This is a genomic window from Acidovorax sp. 106 (assembly GCF_003663825.1).
In the GTDB taxonomy this organism is placed as follows: domain Bacteria; phylum Pseudomonadota; class Gammaproteobacteria; order Burkholderiales; family Burkholderiaceae_C; genus Acidovorax.
This window is the reverse complement of record NZ_RCCC01000001.1, coordinates 3231535-3250971: the sequence shown is the minus strand read 5'-3', so window position 1 is coordinate 3250971 and position 19437 is coordinate 3231535. Positions and strand designations below refer to the sequence as shown.

General features: G+C 63.5%; 17 protein-coding genes. 5 read left to right on the top strand and 12 right to left on the bottom strand.

Going from position 1 to position 19437, the window contains the following annotated elements; translation table 11 throughout:
* The first annotated feature begins 70 nt into the window (after positions 1-70).
* A complete protein-coding gene (locus tag C8C98_RS14490; protein WP_121454853.1) occupies positions 71-1063 on the top strand; it encodes a 2Fe-2S iron-sulfur cluster-binding protein in 993 nt (330 codons plus the stop codon).
* Between the two features lie 3 nt (positions 1064-1066).
* On the opposite strand, the gene maiA is transcribed toward C8C98_RS14490, so the two are convergent.
* The 9 genes from maiA to C8C98_RS21910 all read right to left on the bottom strand — a co-directional run bounded on the left by maiA (position 1067) and on the right by C8C98_RS21910 (position 8864).
* Positions 1067-1705, bottom strand: coding sequence for a maleylacetoacetate isomerase (gene maiA, locus C8C98_RS14485; RefSeq protein WP_121454852.1), 639 nt, complete (start codon positions 1703-1705; stop codon positions 1067-1069).
* 2 nt (positions 1706-1707) lie between these two features.
* Positions 1708-2730 carry a tripartite tricarboxylate transporter substrate binding protein gene (locus C8C98_RS14480; RefSeq protein ID WP_121454851.1) on the bottom strand — a complete coding sequence of 341 codons (1023 nt, stop codon included), beginning with the start codon at positions 2728-2730 and terminating at the stop codon, positions 1708-1710.
* A gap of 171 nt (positions 2731-2901) precedes the next feature.
* A complete protein-coding gene (locus C8C98_RS14475; protein ID WP_121456277.1) occupies positions 2902-4026 on the bottom strand; it encodes a cupin domain-containing protein in 1125 nt (374 codons plus the stop codon).
* Between the two features lie 116 nt (positions 4027-4142).
* The gene (locus tag C8C98_RS14470; RefSeq protein WP_121454850.1) at positions 4143-4850 is read right to left on the bottom strand and encodes a fumarylacetoacetate hydrolase family protein; all 708 of its coding nucleotides are present in this window, start codon (positions 4848-4850) and stop codon (positions 4143-4145) included.
* 97 nt (positions 4851-4947) lie between these two features.
* On the bottom strand, positions 4948-6225 hold the full coding sequence (locus C8C98_RS14465; protein WP_121454849.1) for an NAD(P)/FAD-dependent oxidoreductase: 1278 nt from the start codon (positions 6223-6225) through the stop codon (positions 4948-4950).
* A gap of 195 nt (positions 6226-6420) precedes the next feature.
* On the bottom strand, positions 6421-6744 hold the full coding sequence (locus tag C8C98_RS14460) for a non-heme iron oxygenase ferredoxin subunit (protein WP_121454848.1): 324 nt from the start codon (positions 6742-6744) through the stop codon (positions 6421-6423).
* A gap of 9 nt (positions 6745-6753) precedes the next feature.
* Positions 6754-7227 (bottom strand): aromatic-ring-hydroxylating dioxygenase subunit beta, encoded by a 474-nt coding sequence (locus tag C8C98_RS14455; protein ID WP_121454847.1) that lies wholly within the window; start codon positions 7225-7227, stop codon positions 6754-6756.
* Positions 7228-7229: 2 nt separating this feature from the next.
* The gene (locus C8C98_RS14450) at positions 7230-8549 is read right to left on the bottom strand and encodes an aromatic ring-hydroxylating dioxygenase subunit alpha (RefSeq protein WP_121454846.1); all 1320 of its coding nucleotides are present in this window, start codon (positions 8547-8549) and stop codon (positions 7230-7232) included.
* Positions 8550-8666: 117 nt separating this feature from the next.
* On the bottom strand, positions 8667-8864 hold the full coding sequence (locus C8C98_RS21910; RefSeq protein ID WP_199726600.1) for a hypothetical protein: 198 nt from the start codon (positions 8862-8864) through the stop codon (positions 8667-8669).
* A gap of 119 nt (positions 8865-8983) precedes the next feature.
* Here C8C98_RS21910 and C8C98_RS14440 point away from each other — a divergent pair, with 119 nt between their 5' ends.
* The 3 genes from C8C98_RS14440 (at position 8984) to C8C98_RS14430 (ending at position 12799) form a co-directional block, all read left to right on the top strand.
* Positions 8984-10165 (top strand): acyl-CoA dehydrogenase family protein, encoded by a 1182-nt coding sequence (locus tag C8C98_RS14440; RefSeq protein WP_121454845.1) that lies wholly within the window; start codon positions 8984-8986, stop codon positions 10163-10165.
* A gap of 24 nt (positions 10166-10189) precedes the next feature.
* Positions 10190-11305, top strand: coding sequence for an acyl-CoA dehydrogenase family protein (locus C8C98_RS14435; RefSeq protein ID WP_121454844.1), 1116 nt, complete (start codon positions 10190-10192; stop codon positions 11303-11305).
* 114 nt (positions 11306-11419) lie between these two features.
* The gene (locus tag C8C98_RS14430; protein WP_121456276.1) at positions 11420-12799 is read left to right on the top strand and encodes an alpha/beta fold hydrolase; all 1380 of its coding nucleotides are present in this window, start codon (positions 11420-11422) and stop codon (positions 12797-12799) included.
* Between the two features lie 143 nt (positions 12800-12942).
* On the opposite strand, the gene C8C98_RS14425 is transcribed toward C8C98_RS14430, so the two are convergent.
* The 3 genes from C8C98_RS14425 to C8C98_RS14415 all read right to left on the bottom strand — a co-directional run bounded on the left by C8C98_RS14425 (position 12943) and on the right by C8C98_RS14415 (position 17300).
* Positions 12943-13479 carry a DUF3617 family protein gene (locus C8C98_RS14425; protein WP_121454843.1) on the bottom strand — a complete coding sequence of 179 codons (537 nt, stop codon included), beginning with the start codon at positions 13477-13479 and terminating at the stop codon, positions 12943-12945.
* 91 nt (positions 13480-13570) lie between these two features.
* The gene (locus C8C98_RS14420; protein ID WP_147436374.1) at positions 13571-16441 is read right to left on the bottom strand and encodes an IPTL-CTERM sorting domain-containing protein; all 2871 of its coding nucleotides are present in this window, start codon (positions 16439-16441) and stop codon (positions 13571-13573) included.
* A gap of 166 nt (positions 16442-16607) precedes the next feature.
* Positions 16608-17300 (bottom strand): response regulator transcription factor, encoded by a 693-nt coding sequence (locus tag C8C98_RS14415; protein WP_199726599.1) that lies wholly within the window; start codon positions 17298-17300, stop codon positions 16608-16610.
* Between the two features lie 118 nt (positions 17301-17418).
* Here C8C98_RS14415 and C8C98_RS14410 point away from each other — a divergent pair, with 118 nt between their 5' ends.
* The gene (locus tag C8C98_RS14410) at positions 17419-19413 is read left to right on the top strand and encodes an ATP-binding protein (RefSeq protein WP_158600172.1); all 1995 of its coding nucleotides are present in this window, start codon (positions 17419-17421) and stop codon (positions 19411-19413) included.
* The last annotated feature ends 24 nt before the right edge of the window (positions 19414-19437 follow it).

The following is a 19437-nucleotide window of genomic DNA, read 5'->3' as shown; positions in this document are numbered from 1 at the left end:
ATCGTAGACACAATCGCTCGCTTGACTTGTCCGCATGACTTGTCGTGCATGACCTCAAAGGCAGCCTTCCATGGACATCCTTGTTCAACCGCTTAACCGCGTGATCCGCACCAAGCCCGGCGTCAATCTGCTCGACGCTTTGCGCGCAGCGCAGATTCCGATGTCCTACTCCTGCCTGTCCGGCCGCTGTGGCATCTGCCGGTGCAGAGTGCTCCATGGCGAAGTGCTTGACGGTGGGCGCGAGCAGCAACGCCCGCTGGACGGCATGGACGGCGCCGTTCTGGCTTGCCAGACCTATGTGACCGAGCCTTGCACGATCGAAGTACCCGCCCCCGAAGAGGCGGTAGTACACCGGGCGCGCTCGGCCAAGGCCACGGTGGTAGCCATCGAGCCGCTGGCCGCAGATATCCGGCGCCTGCTGATCAAGGTAGCCAAGCCCATTGCGTTCTCGCCGGGCCAGTACATGCAAATTGCGTTCACGCCAACGCATGTGCGCCCCTATTCCATGGCGAACCTGCCGGGAGAAGACCTGCTCGAATTCCACATCCAGCTGATGCCCCGGGGCCGGGTCAGCAGCTACATTGCAGAGCAACTGAAGGTGGGGGACAAGGTCAAGGTCAAGGTCAGCGGGCCCCTGGGCGCCGCCTATCTGCGCCAGCAACACACGGGGCCGATGCTGTGCGTGGCGGGGGGCACAGGGCTGGCATCGGTGCTCTCGGTGGTGCGCGGCGCGGTGGCCGCTGGCATGCGCAACCCCATCCATCTGTACTTTGGCCTGCGCTCACCCCGCGAGCTGTATGGCCTGGCGTGGCTGGACGAGCTGCGCAGCCTGCACCCGGCGCTCAAGGTGCATGTGGTGGTGGCCTCGGGCGCAGACCCTGCCACCCAGCGGCGCGGCCTGGTGACCCAAGCCATCGAACAGGACCACGCCAGCCTGCGTGGCTGGCATGCCTACCTGTGCGGATCACCACCGATGGTGGAGACAACAACCCTGCTGGCGCTGGGCAAGGGCATGGAGACTTCCCACATCCATGCCGAAGCCTTTTACATGCAGGGTGACTGAGGTTCAGCTGGCGTCGGGCTGCGCACCCGGCGCCGCTTTGCGAAACGCGTCCAACTGCCCACAGGCCGCGTCCACGGCTTGTATCCGCGGCCAACGCGCCAGATCGACCTTGAATCGGCGCGCGCTCTCGACCTGCGGGACCAGGTAGACGTCGGCCAGCGTGGGCTGATTGCCAAAGCAGAAATCACCGCGCTGCGGGTTACGCGCCAGCAGTGATTCGATCGCGTCAAAGCCCGCCGCAATCCAGGTACCGCACCAGTCATTCACGGCTGTCTCGTCGGCACCAAAGCGGTGGCGCAGGGCCTCCAGAATGCGGCGGTTGTTGATCGGGTGAATGTCGCAGCCCACGATGGCTGCGAGGGCGCGCACCTGCGCGCGATCGGCCATGTCGGTGGGCAGCAGCGGCGGATGCGGATAGCGCTCTTCGAGCCACTCGATGATCGCTGGCGACTGGATCATCCGGTGCGAGTCAGCCTCTAGGACTGGTACGAACTGCTGCGGGTTGACTGCCTTGAACGCGGGGGCCAGATGCTCCTCGCGCCGCAAGTCGACCGCCACCTGCTCATAGGCAAGCCCCTTCAGATTCAGCGCAATGCGCAGACGGTGGGAGGTTCCGCTTCGAAAAAAGGAATAGAGCTTCATGGTCAATCCAGGGCAATCTTTGCGCGCTTGACGACTTCACCGAACGTGCGCGAATCGCGTTCGATGGCTTTAGTGAGTTCGGCTGGCGGGCCGATGTACGGCTCAAAGCCGAAGGTCGCCAGGCGCTCCTTGACCTCCGCGGTGGCCAGCACCTTGCCTACGTCGGCATTGATCTTCTCGATGGCCGCCTTGGGCGTGCCAGCGGGCGCGAACAAGCCCACCCAGGTTTTCACTTCAAACCCCGTCGGGCCGCCCGCTTCTCCCATGGTCGGGATGTCGGTAAAGCCCGCCAGACGCTGGGGGGCGGCAAGGGCCAGAAACTTCACTTTCTTGGCCTGGTACATCGGCCCAGCCGTCGCTGCTGTGCCAAACGCCCACTTGATGTCACCCATGGCGACAGAGGTGTAGACGCTACCCATGTCCTTGTACGGAACATGCATCATCTTCGTGCCGGTCGCTGCTTCGAGCATGGCCGCGCCCACATGGGCCACGCTGCCGATGCCCCAGGAGCCGTAAGTGATGTCGCCCGGCGCAGCCTTGGCCGCCTTGATCAGGTCACCCACATCCTTCCACGGAGAATTGGCGGCCACCACCACAAAAAAGTTCGTGAAATACACCGGCGCCACGGGTTCAAAATCTTTGGCCGGGTCGTAGGGCAGCTGCTTGAACACATGGGGCTGTAAGGCCATGTGCGTGTTGTCCACCTGCAGCAGGGTGTAGCCGTCTGGCGCTGCGCGCTTGGCGTCGCCGATAGCGATGAATCCGTTGGCACCCGGCTTGTTGTCGATGACGAGTTGCTGTCCCCAATTGCGCGACAACCGCTCGCTGAGGATGCGCATCACCGCATCAGGGCCACTGCCGGGCGAATACGGCGCGACGGAGCGGATGGGCTTGGCGGGGAAGGTCTGCGCCACGGCGTTGGGCAAGCCCACGGCGGTCGATAGAACCAAGAGGGCCAGGGCCCAAAGCGCTTTACCACTGCGGAACGTTGGGGTACGTAGGGCGTTGTGTCGGGTGTTGAACATCACGTTGTCTCTCTTTGAAGTTATGGAAGTGGGCGAAATGGGCGTTTGAACTAAAAACACCCGTTCGGGCTGAGCTTGTCGAAGCCCCCGCGTGGCGCTTTGACAAGCCCAGCGTGAACGGCAGAGGTTGAACAGCCTTGAACGGTGGAAGGTCCGCGCAAGGAACCGTGCTCAACCTGCGACCTGCGCACGGTGGCTGTGCAGCGCCTCAAAAATCGGCGCATCACTGAAGCGAAACAGATCCAGCGCGCCAGCGGCAGATGCCTGGGCCGAGAACGGCTGCCACGAAGGCACCACAAACAAGTCGCCTCGCGCAACGGGCCAGGTGCGCTCGCCCACCGTGACGGTGCCGCCGCCATCGAACACCTGGAACACCGACGAACCCACCTCGCGGTGCACCCGTGTCGCGCCGCCCGAGCGCACGCGGTGCATTTCGGTCCGCATGGTGGGCAGCACGTCGGCGCCAGTGGTGGGGTTGGTAAAGCGCACCGCTGCATGCCCAGGGCTCAGCGTGCCCGCCTGGCCTTCGTCCTCCAACGCGAACTGGTCGGCCAAGGCACGGTCGGTGTCCACCCAGCGGTAAGCCAACAGGGGCGTGGCGGACTGCGCCTGCGCCATCGATACCGGGCGCAGGCCGGGATGGCCCCACAGCCTTTCGGAGTACGAGCGCTCGGCGGCGGTGCGCTCGGCGGGCGGGAGCTTCTCGCGTCCCACTTCAAAAAACTGGCTCTCGGTGTAGTACGAGAACGGAATGTCCAGGCCGTCGATCCAGGCCATGGGCTCGGTGGCTGCGTTGTGGTGGGCATGCCAGTTCCAGCCCGCCTGCGGCAGAAAGTCGCCCCGCGACATGCGCACGGCATCGCCATTGACCACGGTCCAGACGCCCTCGCCTTCCACCACAAAGCGAAACGCGTGCTGCGTGTGCCGGTGCTCAGGGGCGTCTTCGCCGGGCATGAGGTACTGGATGGCGGCCCACAGCGTGGGCGTGGCAAAGGGACGCCCACCTAGCGCAGGGTTGGCCAGCGCAATCGCACGGCGCTCCCCGCCACGGCCCACGGGCACGATGGCGCCCGCCTGTGCGGCCAGGGCCTTCAAGCGGTCCCAGCGCCACAAGTGCGGCACGGCCTTGGATTGGGGGTGCCGGGGCATCAGGTCGCCGATCTGCGTCCAGAGCGGTACCAGCAGCTCTTGCTCGAAGCCTCGGTAGAGCGCTTCCAGCTCGGGGGTCGGGTCGGGTTGGCCTTTGCCCGCAACGGCATGCAGCCGCACAGGTGAAGGCGTCAGGTCGGTGGTCATGGTGGGTTTGTCTCCTTGGTGGACCAATCCAGCTTCTTTGAGCTTGAAATATCCGTTCAGGCTCAGCGTGAACGGTTGCTGTGATTTCGTGCAGGCTCCACGGCCTTGTGCCCGTGCTACTCCGCCGGGCCGACGTTGAGCGAGATGCTGCCTACGCCCTCAATATGGCCTTCAACGTGGTCGCCCGCCAGCACAGGGCCTACGCCCTCGGGCGTGCCGGTAAAGATCAGGTCACCCGGCTGCAGGTGGTAGAACTTGGACAGGTCGGCAATCAGCTCGGGGATGTTCCAGATCAGCTTGGACAGGTCGGACTTCTGGCGCACGGTGCCGTTGACCGACAGCTCCAGGTTGCCCTGGCCCAGCACCACCTCGGGCAGGGGCACGATCTCTGACACCACGGAGGACTGCTCCACATCCTTGCCCAGGTCCCACGGGCGGCCCTTGTCGCGCGCCACCAGCTGCAGGTCGCGGCGCGTCATGTCCAGGCCGCAGGCATAGCCGTAGATGAGGCGGTGCGCATCGGCCTCGCTCACGCGAAAACCCGAACCGCCGATGGCCAGCACCAGCTCCATTTCGTGGTGGTAGTTGTGGGTGCCAGGTGGGTAGGCCACGGTCGCGCCAGACTCCACCAGCGTGGACGGTGCCTTGGTGAAGTAGAACGGCACTTCCACCGCCTTGTCCACCGGGCGCCCCATCTCGACCGCATGCGCGTGGTAGTTGCGGCCCACAAAGAACAGCCGGTGGATGGGCAGGCGCTCGCTGCGGCCCCGCACAGGCAGTGAATAGACGGGCGGTGGTGTCCAGAGGTAGGTGGTGGTCGTCATCGCAGTTTCTTTCTTCAAGGGAGGTGTTAGCAGGGACAAGCGTTGGCTGTGGCCACCGATGGCGCCGGAGCGCCAACCGTGCACCGCCAGCGCTGGATCAAAGTTTGGACATGGGTGTGGCCGGGTCGGCAAGCCGCTCTGTATCGACCGGCTTGCGCTGCTCGATCAAGCGGCGGGCAAACCGCAATACACGCGCCGCGTTGGGGCCGATGGCTGCTTGCACCACATCGCCCGCCAGGTAGAACAGCACAAAGCTGCCGCTGGCCGCATCGCCGCGCTGCACCACGCGGTGCGCAGGCGTGGGCATGCCGTAGATCTGCAGGTTCATGCCGTACTGGTCGGACCAGAACCACGGCAGCGGCTGGTAGTCCACGGCCTGGCCCAGGGCGGAGCGCGCAGCGGCCATGCCCTGCTCCTGCGCGTTCTGCCAGGACTCCAACCGCAGGCTCCGGCCCGCCCACGGGTTGGGTGCTACGGCCACATCGCCTGCGGCCAGGATGTCGGGGTCAGACGTGCGGCACTGGGCATCTACCCGCACGCCGCCATCGCAGGCCAGGCCCGCCTCGCGCGCCAGCTCGTCGTTGGGCACCAGGCCAATGCCCAGCACGATGGTGTCGCACGCCAACACACTGCCATCGGCCAGCAGGACCTCCGAACGGCCGTCTTCAGCACGGGCAAAGCCCCGCACGCCAGTGCCCAGCAGCACGCGCGTGCCCTGCGCACTGTGCAAGGCCAGCAGATAGTCGGAAATTTCGGCGGGCACGGTGCGTTCGCACAGGCGGCTCTGGGTCTCGACCACCACCACGTCGGCGCCCTGCTGGCGCGCCGTGGCCGCCACTTCCAGGCCAATCCAGCCGCCGCCCACCACCACCACGCTGCGGCCGGGGGCCAAGGTGGGCGCCAGCGCCTGCGCGTCTTCAATGGTGCGCAGCGTGTGCAGCTGCACCCGGTCGGCACCCGGCGCATCCAGTTGGCGCGCACGCCCTCCCGTGCACAGGATGAGCTTGTCGTAGGGCTGCGCTGTGCCATCCGACAGCAGCACCTGCCGGGCGGTGCGGTCGATGCGTTGCACCTGCGTGCCCGGCCGCCATTCCACGCCCAGGGCACTGAAGGCATCGGGCTTCATGAGCCAGGTCGTCGCGGGCAAGGCCGCGCCCGACAGCACGGCCTTGGACAGCGGTGGGCGTTCGTGTGGCGGGTGCATCTCTTCACCGACCAGCACCAGGCGGCCCGTGAACCCTTCGCTGCGCAGCGTCTGCGCCGCCCAGCCGCCGGCCTGGCCCGCGCCAATGATCACGATGGTGTGGATCGGACGGGTGCCTGCACTGCCATCTGGCAATGCAGCAGCTCCGACCGCAGGTCGCTCATCGAGCATGGGGTACTCCTTTTTTCTTGGGGGAAGCGGGGCTCAGAGGCTGAGAGCTTTTTAGCCGAGCCCGAAAGGCGCGCGAAAACGCCTCGGATCTAGGCGCAAAGCACAGCCATAGCTCGGGCTATGGCGAGCATTGGCAACGACGAGCCGGGGGGCTTTGGCGTGCAAGGCGGGCATGGATAAAAGACTCTCAGCCTCTCAGTCGAAGGCCAGCCAGACGCGGCCGCCCTCGATCTTCACGGGGTAGCTGCGCAGCGGCTCGGTGACGGGCGCGCAGGTGGGTTTGCCGTTGCGCACGTCAAACTTACCCTGGTGCAGCGGGCATTCAATCTCGTGGCCTTCCAGAAAACCATCGCACAACCGTGCATGGCCGTGGGTGCACATGTTGTCGGTGGCGAAGACCTCGCCTCCCACGCCATACAGCGCAATGTCGCGCCCCGCGATAGCCAGGCCCATCACGTCATCCTGCGGCACATCGTCCTGCGCGGCCGCGTCAATCCAGTTCGTTGTCATCGTCGTCATGGCGGCTCCTCAGATGGGGTAGATCAGCGAGTTGGGGATCATCTCGCTGTCGTAGACGACCAGGCGCGACGCGAACTTCAGGCCCTCCGGCGTAGGCACCACCTCATCGATCGTGCGCCCCACGTTGAACACCGTCGATTCCTTCGACAGGCGCGTACGCAGCACCGCATAGTTGGCTTCGCAGTGGATGCGGCCATCCGCATCGACCTTGTGCACCAGCGGCGCACCCACCACATGGCGCTGATAGTAGGGGTCGTGGAACAGCGTCTCGCGGATGCCGTAGACGCGGTCTTTGAGCATGCCCTTGCTGTCGAAGGCCAGCGTGGCCAGCGGAAACCCGCGCTCGTGGTTCTCGCGCGGCTGCAGCTTGTACACGCAGTCTTCGATGAAAAACTCCGGCCAGGCTTCCCAATCTGCGGCGTCGAGAGCGCGGGCATAGCGCGCGTAAAGCTGCGTCAGTTCGTAGTAGGTCTGGAACTCCATGATCACGCCTCCATCACCTTGCGCCAGTATTCGTACATGCCCCGGATCAGCGTCTCAGTCACCATGTGGTCTGTGTCGCCCACCTCACGCCCCCCCAGCTCGGCCAGCGTGCGGTGCGCGGGCTTGGTCTCAAAGCCTTCTTGCGACCACTCGATCACCTCGCCATCGTCGGCCGACACAAAGCCCGCCGGGCCGAACAGATTGGCCTGGCGCAGACGGCGCTGCGTCATTGCTTCGCTGTCGTCTTCAAAGCCGAAGTGCGTCCACACAAAATCAAAAGCCCCCTTGCCATCGGGCTGGATGTGGCGCGTGGACACGCTGTTGACCTGCTGCTGAAAGATGACGCTGGGGAACACGGTCATCATCACCGCCGTAGGGACCGATGCCACCGCATTCGGCGCCGTTGCGCCCTCACCGCTGGCTGCGGGGGCCGGGCCCGCCCACCAGTCCTCCTGCGCAATGTCAAGAAAGCGCGGGTCGTTCAACTCCATGCCCGCCTTGAAGCTTGACACCTGCGTCACATCGGCCGCCTTGCCCGCCGCCCCACGGGTCGAGACCATGGCCGCGTGGCGGTGCTGTGCGTCCATCAGCAGCTGCGACTTGTTGTCGGCACGCCAGAGCCCAAAGGTAACGAACCACGTGTGCAGCAGACCGGGGTGGTAAGGGTCCTTGATGTTCTCCTGCATCAGCTTCCAGTTGCCCGGAATGCGCTGGCGGTTGTACCCCAGGATCTTGAGCTTGCGGCCATTGAACAGCCGGTCAAAGTAGCCCAAGATCGTAGGGCCCAGAAAATCCTCCAGCGGCTCCACGCTGTGGTCGAACGATGCAAACACCACGCCACCACGGGTAGCCACCTTGAGCTTGGTCAGCCCATGCTCGGCAGGGTTGAAGTCCGCAGGCATACCGCCATTGACCTTGCCATCCTGCTTCACACCACGCCGAAACGGCACACCCTGCAAGTCACCCGACAGGGTGTAGTTCCATTGGTGGTACGGGCAAGTCAGGCTCTCGCGGTTGCCATGCCGCTCGCGGCAAAACGCCATGCCGCGATGCGCGCAGACGTTTTCGACAACGTGAATCGAAGCATCCTTTTCACGCACCAGCAGGACGGAGCGTTCTCCGATGGCCGTGCGTTTGAAATCGCCTGCGTTGGGAATCTCGGCTTCCAAGCCGACGTAACACCAGTGACCGTTGTAAAACAGCCGATCTAACTCCTTGCGGTACAGCGCCTCGTCGGTGTAGGCCTGGAAAGGGATGCGACTGGTACCGCCCGTTTCCCAGCGAATCTGCTGCGGAAAAACGGTGACGGGGCATTCATGCATGGGGGTCTCCTTTTATTGTGAGGTCGATGGCTGCCGATGCGAATGCACCAAGCGCCTGGGAACAGATCATTCTCTCCACAGCAATATCAGTCAATGGAACACCAGTGATGTTTCACATCATTCATTTGAATAAAGCTTAGGAACCGGTTTTAGGCCCCTGAGGTGCCAAGTGTCGATTGAAGGGATGGGGGCTAGCTTGCCAACAGTCCAATGGAGGCCAACAACTGATCGCTGGCGCGGCACCAGCACCAGCACCAGCACCAGCACCAGCACCAGCACCAGCACCAGCACCAGCACCAGCACCAGCACCAGCATGCATGGTCATGCTTGGCTGAGGCGACACTCAGCAGTCACCTGGTCCCTCATGTCGCCACCCGGACAGCAAAAAAACGAACGCCCATGCTAAAAACAAAACTTCTCAGGAGACAAGCCGCATGGATCTCGCATTCACCCCCGAAGAACAGGCCTTTCGCGAAGAAGTTCGCGCATGGGTTCACGCCAACCTGCCCCAGGACATCTCGCACAAAGTGCACAACGCCCTGCGCCTGACCCGTGCAGACATGCAGGGCTGGGCCAAGATTTTGGGCAAAAAGGGGTGGCTCGGTTTTGGCTGGCCCCAAGAGTTTGGTGGCCCCGGCTGGACGGCCATACAAAAGCACCTGTTCGAAGAAGAATGCGCGCTGGCCGGTGCGCCCCGCATCATCCCCTTCGGCCCGGTGATGGTGGCCCCTGTGATCATGGCGTTTGGCAATGCCGAGCAGCAAAAGCGCTTTCTGCCCGGCATTGCCAGCGGCGAAGTGTGGTGGAGCCAGGGCTACAGCGAACCGGGCTCAGGCTCGGACCTGGCCAGCGTCAAGACCCGCGCTGAGCGCGTGGGCGACAAGTACATCGTCAACGGCCAAAAGACCTGGACCACCCTGGGCCAGCATGGCGACTGGATGTTCAACCTGGTGCGCACCAGCACCGAGGGCAAGCCCCAGACCGGCATCTCTTTCCTGCTGCTGGACATGAAGTCCAAGGGCGTCACGGTGCGCCCCATCAAGCTGCTGGACGGCGAGTGCGAAGTGAACGAAGTGTTCTTCGACAACGTCGAAGTGCCCGCCGAAAACCTGATCGGCGAGGAAAACAAGGGCTGGACCTACGCCAAGCACCTGCTGTCCCACGAGCGCACCAACATCGCCGACGTGAACCGCAGCAAGCGCGAACTGGAGCGTTTGAAGCGCATTGCCAAGGCCGAAGGCATGTGGGAAGACCAGCGCTTTCGTGACCAGATCGCTCTGCTTGAAGTGGACGTCGTGGCCCTCGAAATGCTGGTGCTGCGCGTGCTGTCGGCCGAAAAGTCGGGCAAGAACTCCCTGGACATCGCCGGCCTTTTGAAGATCCGCGGCAGCGAGATCCAGCAGCGCTACGCCGAGCTGATGATGCTGGCCGCCGGCCCGTTCAGCCTGCCCTTCATCGAAGAGGCCATGGAAGCTGGCTGGCAAGGCAACTTCCCTGGCGGCGTCACCGCCAATGCGCCCCTGGCGTCCACCTACTTCAACCTGCGTAAGACCACCATCTACGGTGGTTCGAACGAGGTCCAACGCAACATCGTGGCTCAGACCGTCCTCGGCTGAACCCAAGTTCCAGGAGACAAGAACATGGATTTCGATTTTTCTGACGACCAGGAACAACTGCGCGACGCCGTGCGCAAGTGGGTGGACAAGGGCTACACCTTCGAGCGCCGCCGCGCTGCCGTGGCTGCCGGCGGCTTTGACCGCGCCGCCTGGGGCGAACTGGCCGAGCTGGGCCTGACCGCGCTGACCGTGCCCGAGGCCCATGACGGCCTGGGCCAGGGCGCCATCGACGCCATGGTGGTGGCCGAGGAACTGGGCCGTGGCATGGTGCTGGAGCCCATCGCGCAGGCCTTCATAGCCAGCAGCGTGCTGTCGCAATACGGCGCTGCCGACGTGCAGGCTGCCTGGCTGCCCCGCGTCGCCAGCGGCGAAGCCCTGGTGGTGCTGGCCTACCAAGAGCGCAAGGCGCGCTACCGCCTGGACGTTTGCGAAGCCAAAGCGGCCCCTGCACAAGCTGGATACGCGCTAACAGCTATCAAAAGCATAGTGACTGCTGGCGACCAGGCCGACGCCTTCATCGTGCCGGCGCAGCTAGACGGCAAGATCGCCCTCTTCCTAGTGGAGCGCTCGGCCGCTGGCGTGACCACGCGCGGCTACGTCACGCAGGACGGCAGCCGCGCCGCCGAATTGCAGCTGACCAACGCGCCCGCCACGCTCATCACCACCGACGGCCTGGCCGCACTGGAATTGGCCGTGGACACGGGCATCGCCGCTACCTGCGCCGAGGCCGTGGGGGTGATGGACAAGACGGTGTCGCTCACCGTCGAGTACATGAACCAGCGCAAGCAGTTCGGCGTTTTCATCGCCAGCTTCCAGGCGCTGCGCCACCGCGTGGCCGACATGAAGATGCAGCTGGAGTTGGCCCGCTCGATGAGCTACTACGCCAGCCTCAAGCTCGGCGCCCCCGCAGCCGAACGCCGCGCCGCCATGGCCCGCGCCAAGGTGCAACTCGGCCAGTCGATGCGCTTCGTGGGCCAGCAGTCGGTGCAGCTACACGGCGGCATCGGCGTGACGGACGAGTACATCGGCAGCCACTATTTCAAGAAACTCACGCAGCTGGAGATGACCTTTGGCGACACGTTGCACCACCTGGGTGAGGTGTCGGCCCGCATGCAGGAAACGGCCGGAGTTTTCGCCTGAGCGATCCGCGTTCGGTGCGGAGCGGTACGCCACCGAATTGCGTTTCGTCGCACTCCTGTCATATGTCGCGTGCACCCTCCGGCCTTTGCCTTTTCGCCCCCTATGGAGCATTCCATGCATTCTTCCCTGTTGCCGCGGCGTTCATTCCTGTTAGCCGCCGCTGCCGCGTCCCTTGTTCTGGCTGGTTGTGGTTCCAGCTCACCCGACCATCCTCCCATCGTCTTCGTACACGGCAACGGCGATACGGCGGCACTGTGGCAGACCACGGCGTGGCGCTTCGAGTCCAACGGCTGGCCACGCGACCGGCTCTACGCCATCGACGTACCGTATCCGCTGGCCCGCGACGATGACACCGTGGCGCAACCCGGCCGCACCTCTGCAGCCGAGCACATGGCCTTCCTGAAGGCCGAAGTGGACAAGGTGCTGCGCGCCACGGGCGCCAGCCAGGTCGTGCTGCTGGCGAACTCACGTGGCGGCTACGCCGTGCGCAACTACATCCAGAACGGCGGGGGCGACCGCACTGTGAGCCACGCCGTCCTGGGCGGCACGCCCAACCATGGCGTGTGGGCAATTCCGGGCTTTCGCGAAGGCAGCGAGTTTTCGGGCACGGGGCCGTTCCTCACCCGACTGAATGCGCCCAAGAACGCTGCGGGTGACGAAGTGACCGGCCCGGTGCGCTGGATGACGGTCCGCTCGGACAGCAACGACAAGTTCGCCCAACCGGACGGTGTGTGGATCGGCCAGCCGGGTACCCCCACCAACGTGACCGCTGCCGGACCCGAACTCAAAGGAGCACAGAACGTGGTGTTCCCGCGCATCGATCACCGCGAGACCTCGTTCTCTGCCGTAGCCTTCGATGCCACCTACAGGTTCATCACCGGAGAGGCGCCCATCCGTACGGACATCGCCGCCGAAAGTGCCGTGGTGCTCAACGGCAAGATCACGGGACTCGGCCTGAACTCCTCCGACCCGGCATCTGGCAGCTTCAGCAACAACCGGCCCCTGCCCGGTGCGCAGCTGGAGGTGTATGCCACCGACCCCGCCACCGGTGCACGCACTGGTACCGCTCTGCTGAAGAAGGCCGTGGGTGCGGATGGCATTTGGGGTCCGCTGACCACCCAGCCCGGCGTGCCGCACGAGTTCGTGATCTCGGCCCTGGGCTACGCCACGACCCACATCTACCGAAGCAGCTTGCCCCGCAGCAGTGACCTGATCCACCTGCGCCCCGAACGCATCGCCGATGCCGACAAGACCGCAGACTCCATCGTCACGCTGACCCGCCCCCGCGGCTACCTGGACCCTGCTCGCGACAAGATGCTGCTGGACGGCGCAGCGCCTGTGGGCGTGCCAGCTGGTGCCGGCGTAGCGTCTGCCAAGATCAAACCATCTGGCGGACAGCGTCCCATCGCGGCCGAGTTCAATGGCGAGCGCGTGGTGGGACAGACTTGGCCTGCGGCCCAGGGACACGTAGTGCTGCTGGAGATCAGCCAGTAAAGCAAACGCTGCTGCGGTAACAGTGCTATCGCAGTAGCTTCAGCAAGGCAGCAACGGCGCTGACCCACCCATAAAAAAACCCCGTCGGTTACCCGGCGGGGTTTTTTGTTGGAGCTGTATCGCCCAGTGCAGCGCAACCCACCTCAGTGCCGATGCCCTTCGTGACTTTCATGCTGTTTGAGGCTGTCGACGATGTTGACCGTGACCCCATTGGGCAGCACCATATCCGATGGCTTCATCCCCGGCTTGCAGTCGCCCAGACGGCGTCCGGTGAACTGGGTCACACCAGGGCTGCTGGTGGTCACAGGTTTGGAGTAAGCCACCTCGAAATCGCCCTGGTAAAACTGTTGAAAGTCGCCTTTCAAGCGGATGCGCGCCTTGACCTGGTTGTCGTGCACAAAGCACACCGTCTGCACCGTGAACTGACCGGCGTCCTTCACTACCGTCGTTTGGTGGCAGTGCTCCTGGCCCGGCACTACCGCGAGCATGGTCAAGGCATCCACTTCGTTCGTAGTGCACTGCAACACCTTTTGCTGGCGCATGACGGACTGGCCTGGACCAACGATCGAGACCTCCCACAAGCCGGGCTTGCGCACAGGCAGGACATCAGCGTGGGCAAGCGGTAGCAGAACGCCGAACGCATGGGACAAAACGGCAAAGACAAGTGGGGAAGTTTTCATGGATAAAAAGATAGAGTGCCAGAGCCCCCTGAGGGGCACTGGCAAGGGCTCTAGGGCAAAGCGCAGTGCTTAGAGGGCGGCAGCAATCGCCTCAGCGGCCAAAACGACGCCGGTGCACCCAAGCCATCAGCGCCAGCAGGGCCGACAGCATGATCATGCCCCACTCGGACAACGTGGGGATGGAGGCAGGGCCCGTAGCCATGGCTGGGGCGAAACTGAACACCGCTGAACAGTCAGCCGCCACAGCAGGCACGGTGTAGGTGGTAAAGCCCGCGTTGAAACTTCCGCCCATGCAGGTGCTGGAGGCATCCAGCGCTGCACGCATCCCCGCACCAGGAACGAGCGTGAACACAACGCTAGCGCCAGGCATCACGGACTGGGAAGCAGGGGACACCGTACCGGTACCTGACAGCACAGACCCAGTCACCACGGGGTTGGGCACGAACGCGAACACGGCGGAGCAAGCGCTAGCCACACCAGGGATGGTGTACACCGTGGTGTCCGCATTGAAGCTACCGCCCGTGCAGGTGCTGCTGGCCGCCAGGGTGGCGCGCTGCCCAGCACCGGGTGTGAGCGTGATCACCGCCGTGCTACCCACCGCCACCGACTGCGAGGCGGGGGTGACCGCACCACTGCCTGAGGCCACGGACGCAGTGACCGCCACAGGGCCGATGAACACGAAGTTCACCGAACAGTCGGCCGCCACCGGGGCGATGGTGTATGTGGTGCCGGACCAGGTGCCTGCAGGACAGGTGCCGGTGGGCGTTCCACGGCTGTAGCCGGTGGTGGGCGTGACCACGTAGGAGGCAGAACCACCGATCACCACCGTCTTGGGCGCGTTGGGCGTGATGGCGCCCCCTGTGCCCACAGCAGGCGTGACCGTGGCGACGCCCGCATTCACAAAGCTGAAGTTGACCGTGCAGTTTTGCGCAATGGCGTTGGTCGTGTAAGTGCTACCCACCAGGGCGCCACCGGCCTGCGTGCCGCCAGCTGCGCAGTTGTCGGTGATGACGGGTGCGTAGCCTGCGTTAGGCGTAACAGTGAACGACGTGGTGCCACCCGGTGCCACTGGCTGCGTGACGGCGGGGCTGACCGATCCGTTGGCGCCGACCACGGGCGTCACGTCCAGGGGCACAGTGAAGTTGGCAGTCACCGCCTTGGACGCATCCATGGACACGGTGCAACTGGTGGCGGTCCCAGAACACCCACCGCCGCTCCAGCCCGAAAAGATCGATCCCGAAGGTGCAGTGGCGTACAAGATGACTTGGGAGCCGCCAGGCGCGTCAGCGGCACAGGTCGCGCCGCAAGTGATGCCCGATGGCACCGAGGTCACGGTCCCCGTGCCAATTTTATTGACCGAGAGGTTGAACAACCCCAGGCCCACCGGGTCGGAGTCCGTGGCGGTGTTGTTGGAGCTCTCGCGGTCCTTCACGCTCACCGGCGCGGTCACGGTGGCCGTGTGCAGGATGGTGCTGGCGCCGCTGCCTGCAGGGTCGGCCTGCGCGGAGATCGTGTATGTGATGATGCCGCCCACCGGAACGGGGTCCGGCAGGATCTGGCTCACCGCGCCGGAGCCCGAAGGCACCGGACAGACGGCGCCTCCGCTGGCGACACAGGTCCAGGTGATGTTGGTCAACGAGGTGGGCGCAGACTCCTGGATGGTCGTGCCGGCCGGCACCGCCGTGGGGCCGAGGTTGGTCACGGACATGGTGTACGTGAGGGCCTGGCCCCAGATCACGGCGCTTTGCCCGTCAGACAGGCTCACGCTCAGATCGACCAGGGGGTCCGTCGTGATCTGGCTTTGCACCAGCGGCCCCAACAGGGGCGAAATGGCATCGCCCACGATGGAATAGTTGCCGTGGTTGATGGGGCCCGTGGTGGTACCCGGCGTGAGGAACGACAGCGGGATGGTGCCGCTGCTGCCTGGGTTGAGAGTTCCGACAGGGCACGATACGGTGTCGATCTCGTTGCCCACGGCCCCAGACGTGCTGACCGTGCAGGAGCCCGGCACGGTGGCCGGGTCCACACGCAGGTTCTTCGGGGTTCCGGCCGTGTTGTCTTGCGGAGATACGATGGTCACCACCGTGCTCGTCAGCGGCACGTCACCCTGGTTGGAATAAGAGTACGTGTAGGCCACGCTGCTGCCGGCGGCAGCGTACTCCGGCGCATCGGCCTTGATGCCCGGTCCGGGTAGGTTGGTGAGCCCCGCTCCAGAGTCTATGTAGATGTGGCCGGAGTGCCCGCTCTGGCTGCAACCTGCAGCGATCACGGTGACCTTGATCTGGTCGCCCACGTCGAGCACACCCGCACCTGGCGCGATGTCGATGGTCTGCCAGTTGGTGTACTGAAAGCCGCCCACCGTCTGCCATGGCACACCCGACTGGCCAGAGAAGTTGAAGGTGTAGAACAGCTGCTTGTTCTTCGTGATGTTGTAGACCTCCACGAAGAAGTACGGCTGCTCTGCCCCGGCATGCCCGGGGTTCTGCAGCACCGGGGCGATGGCGAAGCGCACGTGCGCCTTGCCATCCGCCGGGTCGACGTCGCTCAGCGTCATCATGGCCGTCTGGTCAATGGATGCAGCGCGATTTTGGGCGCCCAAGTAATTGACGCGCGCGCTCTTGGAGCCATACAGCGGAAAACGCACCTGACCGCTGACGTTAGTGTCAGAGCCGTTGCCCACGGCATCGGTGGGGGCAGGTGTGGAAGTGGTATTAAGCGTGAGCCCGAGATCACCTTCGGTGTCCGGCGGGAAGTTAGCCAATGGAATGCCGGCGCTGGGCACGCGCAAATGCCGGATGTTCCAGCTGGCCAGATCGTTCTCGAAGCCCCCGTTCAAGAAAGCCGCACGAGAAGAGCCTGCGGTGGTCACAAAGACCAGCAACCCCAACAGCAACAAACACCAGTGGCGCAGGAACCTGGAAGGTCCCTCGCGCGTTCCAGCAGAAATATTCTCTGTGATCAATTTGCCATCTCCTCTTTGAAGCAGTCTCTGTTGTCAAAACCTGCGAGCCGAATTCGGCCCAGGCTGCGCCCTGCCTTGCGGCATGCACAGCAAAATAAATGGGGTGAATTTCGACCGTTTGCGGCGAGCCAAGGCTCGTCAACCGGTTTGCGGAAGGTGGGTCAACTCATGCAGCGAACACCAGCCCTTTTCCAAAGACCGCACGCACCGGTAGCGCCATGCCTGTGTCACCGAGCGTTTTGCGCCGCAAGCGTGTCAGGGCGGACTCGATGCGATGGAAGTCGTCTTCCAAGTCGCGGGCACCGACCGACTCCGACAAAACCTGCTTACTAATGACTGCTCCGGGGGTTTGCATGAGGCACGAGAGAATCTCCAGCTCACGGGTGGTCAACAACACATTTTTGTGATTCGGGGCCTCCAGCTTGGCTCCCAGTTTGTCCAGGCGCCAAGCGGGTACCACAGTGGTAACGCCCATTTGCAAACGCTTGCTGCGAAGCTGTGACCGGATACCCGCCACCAGCTCCTGCATATCCACAGGTTTGACAAAGTACTGAAGCGCTCCGGCATCCAACCCTTCAATTCGACTGTCCAGATCAGCCCGCGCTGTCATGAGCACAGTGGGGACGCCTTGCGCAGCCAGACGGCGCACCAGGCTGAGTCCATCCTCGCCTGGCAATCCAATATCGATGACCGCGAGGTCCACTCGATCACGCAAAAGCCTGATGTAAAAATCTTCAGCGGATTCAGCGCCCCATGCGTCAAAGCCCACGCGCGCGAGGTACCGACAGACATTGGTCCGAATGTCTTCATCGTCCTCTACGACGGCAATGGTGGCTTTGAAATCCAGGGCAGAGAACACTTTGAAAATGGAAACAGTTTGATACGTACCATTGTCTCAGCGACGTATCAGCCCTGCCATGCACAAAAACTCACGAGAACTCACAACCACACCAGCGCTTATCGCATGCAGACGCCTCATGTCCGGTTTATGGATCTGCCTTGTGTTGGCCCTGTCCATCGCCCGCGCTGCGGCCATGGACCTAGCGACGGAGACGCAATTGCGGTTGGGCTGGGATATTCCCATGGAGCGCATTGACGATGTCGAGGGCGTACTGACCCCTGAGGATGTTGGCAACCCGCAACGCCCACAGCGCGTGACCACCACACTGCATCAATCACTGAATGCGGGGTACTTGAGGCATGTGGTGTGGCTCAGGCTGCATGCGCCAGAGCTGATGGAGCAAACGAACGATCACGTCCTATGGCTGTTGGCGCAACCCACCTATCTCGACCACGTCACGCTGTACCAGCGGAGTGCAGACACTGGCGCGTGGGCACCTCAGCACAGCGGAGACTTGGTTCCTGCCGAGCAAAAATCCCCTGTCCGACAACACTTGTTTCGCCTGTCGCCGGGCCAGCTCACGCTGATACGGATCGAGACCACCAGCGCCATGCAATTCCAAGGCAAGGTGCTTTCCAGTCAGGCATTGGGGCGTGAGCTCACAGCGATAGAACGCTATCAAGGCCTGTATTTCGGAGCAGCCTGCGCGTTGCTGCTGGGCATGGCTGCCGCGGCATTGATCTTCAAAACGTCCGCGCTGCGCGCAATGCTCGGTCTGGGGCTAGTCAGTGCACTGCACCTCGTCAATGTCCGTGGGTACACCAGCCTATGGGCCCCCACGGCCTGGACGGAGTGGGCCAGTCACGCGGTTGGGATAGGTGCCTTCGCCATCGCGGCAGCGGTGGCCTGGCAGATCAAGGTGCAGCTCACTGCACACACGCGCTACAGACAAACGGACCGCCTGCTGGCCGCACTCACCGCCCTCAATTTGCTGGGCACGTTCAGCGTCCCGCTGCATTTCTATGGATCTGTTGCCTGGATCAACTTGGTCTCGCTGCTGGTTTGCAATGTGATTGCCGTCGCACTGTGCTTGGTGGCATTGCGCCAAGGCAGACGCACCGCCCAGCACGCAGTCTTACTATTCGCCTACGGCATGCACGCCCTCAGCGGGGCCCCTCTCACGCTCATCATGGTGGGGCAATCCAGATGGGATATGGATATCACCAACCTGTGGCAGTTGGAATCTCTGGCGTTCATGGTGCTTCTGGGGATGGCCATTTTTATCGGCATGGTGGTGCGCTACCGCAAAGCTATCCAAGCCAAAGACCACGCGATTGATCGTTTGGCGGAATCTGAGCATCGGCTGGAGGACAAGGTGGCGGTGAGAACCGTTGAACTCTCCATCGCGCAGAGTGCGCTGAGCGAAGCGCTGCAAAGCGAACGCACCTTGCGCCATGAGCAGCGCCAGTTTTTCCACATGATCAGCCATGAGTTCCGCACCCCGTTGGCGGTCATCGACAGCGCTGCGGCAGAACAACAGGCATTTCCCTCAACGGCGATGGAAGATCAGACCGAGCGGGCAGCACAGATCCGGCGGGCCTGCAGGCGGCTGACTTCATTGGTCGACAGCTGCCTGATCAATGAACGCATGGACACGGCAGGTTTCACGCTGCACCCCTCGCCCGTACACATCACAGACCTCATGGAGCACGCGGCCCAACTGGTGCGCTGGTCTTCCAAACACCATCTGAGGCTGTTCACCCATGCAGCTCCCCTGGAGTGGATTTGCGACGGCACACTGGTACGCATCGCCCTGTCCAATCTGGTGGACAACGCCGTCAAGTTCGCCAAGGCTGGAGAAATTTTTATTGCCGCCAGGAAGAACGAAGCGGGGCTGTTGGAGTTTTCCGTGGCCGACGAAGGCTCGGGCATGTCACTGGAAGTCATGAACAAGATATTTGCCCAGTTTGAGCGCGGAGACCGCACAGACCAAAGCCGTGGATTTGGCCTGGGGTTGTGGGTGGCACGCCGCGTGGCACTTCTGCACGGAGGAGAGATTGATGTGGAATCGCGGCTGGGCCACGGCACCTGCTTTCGGCTGACGATTGCCGCACAGCGCCTTGCGAAGTGACGGCATGATGAATCCTGGATAATC